The sequence below is a fragment of the Nostoc sp. CHAB 5715 genome (assembly GCF_020829685.1).
Lineage (GTDB): Bacteria > Cyanobacteriota > Cyanobacteriia > Cyanobacteriales > Nostocaceae > Nostoc.
This window is the reverse complement of the sequence record NZ_JAIVFR010000608.1, coordinates 1-4,733: the sequence shown is the minus strand read 5'-3', so window position 1 is coordinate 4,733 and position 4,733 is coordinate 1. Positions and strand designations below refer to the sequence as shown.

Below are 4,733 nucleotides of genomic sequence, written 5' to 3'. Positions count from 1 at the left end.
AGTAACCCGCACTACAACGTTGAAGACCCGGAGCCAGATCCTAAACTTCGGGAGCAGTTAAGACAACAAGGGGTGATTGATCGTAAAGGGACAGAATCTAATGACACCATCACAGTCAAGCATATCTCCGGTAGTAAGGGCGATGAGCGGATAGATGTGATTGGTTTAGACCCTAACCCGGATCAGTATGAAGGAGTCAAGCTAGTTGTGATCAACGGGAGTCAAGGTGGCGATCACATTGAACTCATTGATGGCGTTCAGGCATCTGCACAACTGTATGGCGGCGATCGCCTGACTGTATTTCATGCAATCGCAGCAAGAGCGTTGATTGATAATATCCCAATAAATGGCTTTTTTCAAAGACAAATGTCTATGGTTTTGCTAAGTTTTTTTCGGTTAACCCATAATATTGCCGCAACGGAGGTTGTAATACTCATTATTTCGTAAAGCGATCGCATCCTTTTTTGATGCCTTGGAAGCATAAGCACGTTTTAACGGCAATCTTATCCTTCCACCAACAGTTTTTAAACTAAACGGTTTAGTTTGCACTTCATGACAGCTTCGCCAGTTCTACCCCAAGAATTAAAAAAATATGAAAACTTTAGAATTGCACTGAGTATTCCTTGAGATCCGGTGTAGGAGTAGATAAGAGAAATTATTTAAGGCAAGTTGGTTAAAATATTGCAATTTTCATAGTTCTTCAATTTTTTACTGATATAGGATTATACCAATTCTCTGTGAGGCTGCACATTATTTTGACCCCTCCCAACCTCCCCGATGCTTTGGGGAGGTGCCGCAGGCGGTGGGGTTCTTTCTATGCATCTTCATATAGAATTGGTAGTTTTTATTGTTACAAAAGTTTACAGTTGACTAATCTAAAGTTTTGTAACAAAATCCAAATTTTGCAGAAAAGCCCACCTAAAAAAGCTGATAGATAAATAGAAGTACTTCAATACTTGTCTAGTAGTTCGCTTTCGTGAGTTGGCGGGGTAAAGGGTAAGGGGGAAAAGGGAAAAACAAGTGCCCAGTCCCAAAGGTACATGCTTGGCGAGTGCGCCATCAGGTCTAATTTTTTAGATATTGTTAGCCCTGATTCCATGCATGACTAAGCTTTGAGCCAAAACTGACGGGGATCACTACTTTTAAAGGTCTGTCCATAAGCTTTTGCTGTAAAAAATAGGTATTCATAATTTATGAATCGGCACAAGCCAAAACGGAATCGTGGCGTTATACTTACTCCTGAAGGCTGGCAAAAACTTCAGCAGGCAAAACTTGAAGGGGAACTTCGAGAAAAATTTGGCTCCAAGTACACTCTAGAAGAAATAAGTGTTTGTTGAGTGTAAGCATTTTGGTAAACCAATGGCTGAGTAAATTTAATCATTACGTCCGCATATCCCAATAAACCAAAACCCAGCAAGCAACAAATAATCGGGTACAACTTTGACTTCTTAGAAGGTTTATAAGATGTACCGCTTGGGGTAATTACTGGCTGCCAATAATTAGCTGAGTGCGGTGACAAGGTTCGCTGTGGAAAATGCGGTGTCTGGGTGTAGTGCTTTTTCCGTTTGATTCGCGGTTGGAGATGTTCTCTAGCTTCTATAGCCCGATGTGATGGAAAGGGGTCGCGTCCGCCTAATCGCACGGTACGTTCACACCAGGGACAGCTATGTATATGGTTGTTGTAGCGATGCTGAGGATTTGTCGTGCAGGTAATTAAGGAATCTTCGGCTTCAGCAATAGCTGATAGCCAAGTCTGGGCACTGGGGCGCAGCTGTGGGTTGTTGTGACCTTCTTCAAAACAACGGACAAATAGTTCCTGTAAGCTGGGATGCAAAATTTCCCAAGGGGGTGCAATGGGTGTAGGAAGGTAGGGTACGTAGCGCTTTTGGCTGTAAGTGAAATGACCCGATGCAATGCGGGCTTCATAGGGCGGTGGCTCAATAGCACCTTGAAAAATCCCCGAAAATGGGTGAGTGCCTTCCATTAAGAGTTGAAATACCAGCACCGCTAACCCAAATAAGTCGTGATAAATTTCGCGATCGTGCTGGGCAAAAGTTTTATTCTGTAGTTCTGGTGGGGTAAACTCTGGTTTACCGACTGGGCAGCGATAAACAACATTGTTGTTTGGGTCGAGTACTTGGAAAGAGTCTGTGTCTATCAAAGTCACCAGTGCTGTGTCACTGACGAGGATATTTGACTCGTTTACATCACCAATGCAATATCCACTAGCGTGTAAAGCTGCAAAAGCCGCCGCCAAGTTACGAGCCGTGCGGAGCAGGTACTGATAGTTGAATAGGGGGCAGTGTTGGCGACGGGTTCTGGGGTTGTAAAAGTCGATGATTGGACGCATCCCCTGAATCCGTGGCATCAAAAAGCCCAGGATGATATTTTTGCCATCTGCCGCCCGTAATAAATTCTCTGGCCAAGCGATAGAGATATGCCCTAAACTCGCCGTAGGGTTTTCTGGCGGGTTGGCAAGCATCGCCTGGAGTTTATCAGCATGAGCAGTCGTTGGCTTGTGGTAAATCTTTGCCACCAAGTTGTTATCGGATGGCACTGCATAAACACAAGCCTCACCGCCACGTCCCAAACTGACATTGAGACTGAGGATTTCTTTTCTAGGGGAACAACGTAGTACCTGCATAATGAAATTACCGCTAACGGAGTTATTTAGATGTGAAACCTGTAAATTTTTTTTTGCTTATGAGTTGTTGAATGCAGCTATAATGAGTGTCAAATCATCATCAGTGCGTTGCGTAATCCGCTCTGAGCGTAAAAACTTTACCAACTGCTCCTTCGCTTCTGTCTTATCCTCGGCATTAGCTACAAATTCAAACAGGGGAAAAAAGAAGGGTTTGTGAGGTTCGCCAACAACCATATTCAAAGCCAGCATTTGTAGTCCATCAGTGATGATGCCAACATTTTCTATGTCTGTGCGCCAGACTCTCATCTGCGCTGTATCTAAGGCAGTAGGAGAAGTTAAAAAAGTGGTTTCGTTGATGTATTCACCGCTGTCGGGTATGGTAAGTGCGAGAAGGTTACCCATGCTATCTTTTGCCACTGCCAAACCATCACCTATTTGCATTACAGCCACAACTTCTGGTGTGGCGAGCATCACAATTAAGGTAGTTGCTAAATCTTGAGGCTGTTTGTCACAAGTAGCCGCCTCATCATCCACAGCTTTTTTGGCGGCTAGTATGGCATCATTTAAGAGCGATCGCACATAAGCATCATCACTCAAACTTTTCCGGGTGAGTCTAAGAGTGGAAATGTTTTCTATTGCTGTCTCCACAGCAATCATCGCTCCCACTTTCCCAAGGCTAGCAGAACCCGCCCCATCTGCTGCGGCCGCCACTAAAACATTATCTGATAATACCTGCCAGTGATGAGCATCCTGACATAACTGATTGTTTTTTAAGTGACTTGTACCACATACAGACGCAGCCACAATCCGCCATTGAGCAATCTGTTTTGATATGTTCATAGATTTTTTCCAGCAGCTAGCTGTTGTAAACATCAAGCTGCAATTTTTAATTAAACAGTCCCCCAACCAATCGGCGGTAGTGCTACCTGTTCATCTACTTGAGAATGAGAAACAGCCGACATACTAGTTGACAGCCAGACAAACATCTCAATAAAATTTAATCCTTTGAGCTTCAGAGGGGTACGTACAGTTATTTGATTTAAACGCGTCATATTCGCATTTTCTACCCCAACTGTAAAAAATGCTACACGCTTATTCGCTTCATCCCCCTGTAGGCGCTGGGATGCTTGCTCTACCACATGCTCTAACTCGCCTTGTGGTTCTCCATCGGTAATCATGAATACCCAAGGACGATAGTAAGCAATCCCATTAGCACGATACTGAGATTTCCGCTCTTGAATTATGTCTAAAGCTTTATGAATTCCTGCACCCATCGTAGTCAATCCTTGGGCTGTTAAAATCGGCGGATTGAATTGATCGGCAGTCACAAAGTCTTGTACTACATTGATATTACTATCAAAAGTTACGATCGCCACTTCCACCCGTCTTGCGGCTAAGGAATTTTTGACTAATTCATCCTTTAAACTTAGTAAACCCTGATTTAAAGCCTCAATCGGGTCTCCTTGCATCGAGCCAGATGTGTCTAGCAAGAGTACACAAGGACAACGTGGTTCTGGGTTCTCAGCAAATTCTACTACTTCATCAAGTCTTAATGTATCATCCATAACTTTTTGTGTTATGTTAAAGTTCAAAGCCTTATTTCCCTTTTCTCAGAGTATATAATTACAGTCGCCGAGGCGACTTACAGAATATAGTATCCAGTGGTAGATGCTCTAATTTTTATTAAACAATTTTTTTTCATGAAGTTCTCTACATATTTAGGAAGAACTTAAGAACAGCTTAGTTTAGCAAAAAAGAGTTTATCAAAACGCAGCATTCCTTGTTGTAATGTATCTACCCAAAAATTATATCCGTTAACCCTACAGTACAATAAATACGTAAACTTTCCTAGATAACTTTTTAAAGATTTTATGTAGAAGAATCGTTCTTTTATATAAAAGTAATTAACCATAATGAAGCTCATTAGCTCTAGAAGTATAGCAGTGTAGCTGCAAAAACTTGGAATCAAATTAGCGACGTTGAGACTGGCGTTATTTAAGATGGCGCTACATAAATTTGCGCCACTCAGTCTTGCTACATTCAGCAAGGCATTGCTCAAGTTAGCTTCACTCAGATTTGCGCCGCTCAG

At 42.6% G+C, this 4,733-nt stretch carries 3 protein-coding genes and 2 pseudogenes; 1 reads left to right on the top strand and 4 read right to left on the bottom strand.

Annotated features, from left to right (window positions below; genetic code table 11):
* Nucleotides 1–447, top strand: a 447-nt coding sequence (locus LC574_RS27225; RefSeq protein ID WP_229456783.1) for a hypothetical protein, incomplete at its 5' end; no start/stop codon positions are given.
* 871 nt (nucleotides 448–1,318) lie between these two features.
* On the opposite strand, the pseudogene LC574_RS27220 reads toward LC574_RS27225, so the two are convergent.
* From LC574_RS27220 to LC574_RS27205, 4 genes and pseudogenes are all read right to left on the bottom strand, one after another.
* Nucleotides 1,319–2,644, bottom strand: a pseudogene (locus LC574_RS27220) (helix-hairpin-helix domain-containing protein); the annotation flags it as partial.
* Between the two features lie 57 nt (nucleotides 2,645–2,701).
* The gene (locus LC574_RS27215) at nucleotides 2,702–3,484 is read right to left on the bottom strand and encodes a PP2C family serine/threonine-protein phosphatase (RefSeq protein WP_229456782.1); all 783 of its coding nucleotides are present in this window, start codon (nucleotides 3,482–3,484) and stop codon (nucleotides 2,702–2,704) included.
* Nucleotides 3,485–3,534: 50 nt separating this feature from the next.
* On the bottom strand, nucleotides 3,535–4,209 hold the full coding sequence (locus LC574_RS27210) for a VWA domain-containing protein (protein WP_229456781.1): 675 nt from the start codon (nucleotides 4,207–4,209) through the stop codon (nucleotides 3,535–3,537).
* 398 nt (nucleotides 4,210–4,607) lie between these two features.
* Nucleotides 4,608–4,733: pseudogene (locus LC574_RS27205) on the bottom strand (pentapeptide repeat-containing protein); the annotation flags it as partial.

What these genes read in the sequence shown, in the direction of transcription:
- LC574_RS27215 (WP_229456782.1), bottom strand. Translation starts at nt 3,484, where the DNA reads ATGAACATATCAAAACAGATTGCTCAATGGCGGATTGTGGCTGCGTCT.
- LC574_RS27210 (WP_229456781.1), bottom strand. Translation starts at nt 4,209, where the DNA reads ATGGATGATACATTAAGACTTGATGAAGTAGTAGAATTTGCTGAGAAC.